This window comes from Sphaerotilus sp., assembly GCF_041083715.1.
GTDB lineage: Bacteria > Pseudomonadota > Gammaproteobacteria > Burkholderiales > Burkholderiaceae_C > Sphaerotilus.
The window spans coordinates 1-2759 of record NZ_JBFPGY010000203.1; the positions used below are offsets into that span (position 1 = coordinate 1).

Here is a 2759-nt window from a genome sequence, read left to right on the forward strand (position 1 = left end):
CTGGCGGGCACGGCCTCCAGATCGTCCAGACTGAGGTACTTGACCACGTTGTTGTCGCCCGTCCAGGCCACCAGCGTGGTGGCGCTGCCGGCGGCGATGGTGGACGTGGTGCCGGCCAGCGCGCTGCCGCTGCTGTTGGCCAGGGCGATGGTGTGGCTGCCGGCGGTGACGCGGTAGGTGGCGCTGGTGCCGTCGCGCTCGATGCCGGTTTCGCGCGACACGTCGTCGATCAGCAGGCCGACGGCGGCACGCTGGGTCGTGGCGTTGATGACGCGCAGGATGCCGGTGTTGGCGCTGCTGCCGGACAGCGTGCCGTCGTCCTTGCTGCCGCAGCCCGACAGGAGGGTGAGGCTGCTCAGAAGGAGCAGGCCCGCAGCGGCGCGGGCGGCCCAGAGTCGGCGGTGCAGCATGGACAAGTTCCCCCTGGTGTGGTCAGTCCGCTACCTTCGGGTTCCGCGCTGTGCTTGTCAAGTGACACCGCGAAGCGCCAGGCCGCTGGACCGGCTCAGACCACCCGGCGTCCGGCATTCCAGACCCCGCGCACGACCGGGTGGCCGTCGATGGCGCGCACCCGCACCAGATCCGCCCGCAGCCCCACGGCCAGTGCGCCCCGGTCGTCCAGTCCGGCTGCGCGTGCGGGCTGGAGGGTGACCAGCCGGGTCGCCGCGGGCAGGTCGAGCAGGCCTTCCTCCGCCAGCTGCCATGCCGCCGCCAGCAGGCTCGCCGGCAGATAGTCCGAGGACAGCGCATCCAGCACGCCCTCGCGTACCAGCGTCACCGCGGCCACGTTGCCCGCGTGCGAGGTGCCGCGCAGCACGTTGGGTGCGCCGGCCAGGGTCAGCAGGCCGTGCTGGCGGGCGCGGCGGGCGGCGTCCAGCGTGGTCGGGAACTCGCAGATCGCAGCACCCAGGTGGTGTGCTTCGTCGGCGTGTGCGGCCGTGGTGTCGTCGTGCGAAGCCAGGGCGATGCCGGTGGCGCGGGCGTAGGCGGCGAACCAGTCGCGGTTCGGGCCGGTGTGGTCGCGCTGGCGGGCGGGTGCGAGCTGGACCTCGTGGTCGAACTGCGCATCGGTCCAGCCCTTCTTGCCGGTGTAGTAGATGCGGGCATGGCCCAGGTCGGACCATTGGCGCTGTCCCGGCGTGTGGTCCATCAGCGAGATCAGGCCGAGCCGGGCGTGGTGGGCAAATGGCTCGAACAGCGCGCGTGCGTTGGCGGCCGGCAGTTCGCAGCGGGCGTGGATACGGTGGTCGGCGCGCAGCACGCCCGCGTCTTCCAGCGCATCGAGCACGGACAGCAGCTCCCCCTGGTTCTCCGCGCGGAAGCCCTGGTGGTAGGGGTCGCCGATGCCGATCGCGTCGAACACCGTCGTGATGCCGGCGCAGGCCACTTCGGCGTCATGCGCCTGCACGGCGCCCCACATCGGGAAACGCACCCTGGGGCGTGGCATGGCGTGGCGTTCCAGATTGTCCGTGTGCAACTCCACCAGGCCTGGCAACAGGAAATCGCCGTCGAGATCGATCGCCGACGGCAGCATCGAGGGCGCGCAGTCGAGATCGACGATGCGCCCCTCCCGCAACACCACTGTGCCCGTCACCACCTCCCCTGGCAGCACCAGCCGCGCGCGGGTCATCACCTGTTCTTGTTGCATGGATGGGAGTTTGCACCGGCGAGCTGGACCACTGATGTGCAGTGTTCACAGCGGGGGGTGTTCGCCGGACGATCTGGTACCCGGGCAGGCCCGGATCGGAAAACTTGATGTGTCAGAGTGCACGAAACTGGCTGGAACCCTGTAGGCTATGCAGCAGCCGAATGCCTGCAATCTTTCTTCATGAGCGCCCGTTACGCGATTTACCTCACCCCGCCCGTCGACCACCCCCTGTGGCAAGCCGGATGCACCTGGCTGGGCCGTGACCCCTCCAGCGATTTCGCTCCGTCTCCACCGTCGCGGCGGGCCACACCGTGGCGCTATGGCTTCCATGCGACGCTCAAGCCGCCGATGCGGCTGGCTGAAGGGTCGTCGATGCAGGGCCTGCACGCTGCGCTGACCGCGCTGAGCCGGCAGCTCCAGGCCTTCGACATGCCGGTGCTGGAGGTTGGCACGCTCGCAGACTTCATCGTGCTGCAGACCGCTGAGCCGCTCGGTTCGGACCACCCCTTGCACCGGTTGGCCGACACCTGCGTGCGCGAACTCGACAGTTTCAGGGATCCACCAACCGCTGCCGATCTGCTGCGGCTGCAGAGCCGGCAGCCGCTCAATGCGCGCCAGTCCGAGCTGCTGGTGCGCTGGGGCTATCCGTACGTGTTCGACTGCTGGGTCTTCCACTGCACGCTCAGCGACTCGGTGCTCGATGACGGCGAACGCCAGGTCTGGCGCGATCTGGCGCACACCTTCTTCTCGCCGGCACTGGAGCGCCCGTGGCGCTGTGATGCGCTGAGCCTGTATGTGGAGCCCAGCGCCGGGGCGCCGATGCAGCTGCTGCGGCGCTACCCGTTCAAGGGCTGAATTCCGGCGCTGTGCCGATCAGAAGTTGATGCCGACCTTGGCACCGAAGGTGAGCGGGTCGTAGTCCACGCCGCTGCGCGAGGTGGTCGCGTGGTAGCGGATGTCGAAGCCGGTGTAGAGCATGCCGGTACGGTAGTTCATGCCCGCCGCCGCGCCCACGCCCAGCAGCGTGCGGTCATTGCCCGGCGTGCTGACCTGGAATGCCCCCACGCTCGGACCGAACCCAGCGGACAGGCCGTCGCCCAGCGGCACCGTG

Annotated in this window: 4 protein-coding genes; 1 reads left to right on the plus strand and 3 read right to left on the minus strand. The window is 69.4% G+C overall.

Annotated features, from left to right (window positions below; translation table 11 throughout):
- A partial coding sequence (locus tag AB3X43_RS09035) for a DUF4397 domain-containing protein (RefSeq protein WP_369429513.1) occupies nt 1-410 on the minus strand: 410 nt, incomplete at its 3' end.
- A gap of 95 nt (nt 411-505) precedes the next feature.
- On the minus strand, nt 506-1648 hold the full coding sequence (locus AB3X43_RS09040; RefSeq protein WP_369429514.1) for an alpha-D-ribose 1-methylphosphonate 5-triphosphate diphosphatase: 1143 nt from the start codon (nt 1646-1648) through the stop codon (nt 506-508).
- 180 nt (nt 1649-1828) lie between these two features.
- On the opposite strand from AB3X43_RS09040, the gene AB3X43_RS09045 reads away from it, so the two are divergent.
- Complete coding sequence (locus AB3X43_RS09045) at nt 1829-2503, plus strand: DUF1045 domain-containing protein (protein ID WP_369429515.1); 675 nt, start codon at nt 1829-1831, stop codon at nt 2501-2503.
- 18 nt (nt 2504-2521) lie between these two features.
- On the opposite strand, the gene AB3X43_RS09050 is transcribed toward AB3X43_RS09045, so the two are convergent.
- On the minus strand, nt 2522-2759 hold a 238-nt coding region (locus AB3X43_RS09050), incomplete at its 5' end, for a hypothetical protein (RefSeq protein ID WP_369429516.1).

Bases quoted from the DNA above. Each gene is read 5' to 3' on its own strand.
- AB3X43_RS09040 (WP_369429514.1), bottom strand. From the start codon at position 1,648: ATGCAACAAGAACAGGTGATGACCCGCGCGCGGCTGGTGCTGCCAGGG.
- AB3X43_RS09045 (WP_369429515.1), top strand. From the start codon at position 1,829: ATGAGCGCCCGTTACGCGATTTACCTCACCCCGCCCGTCGACCACCCC.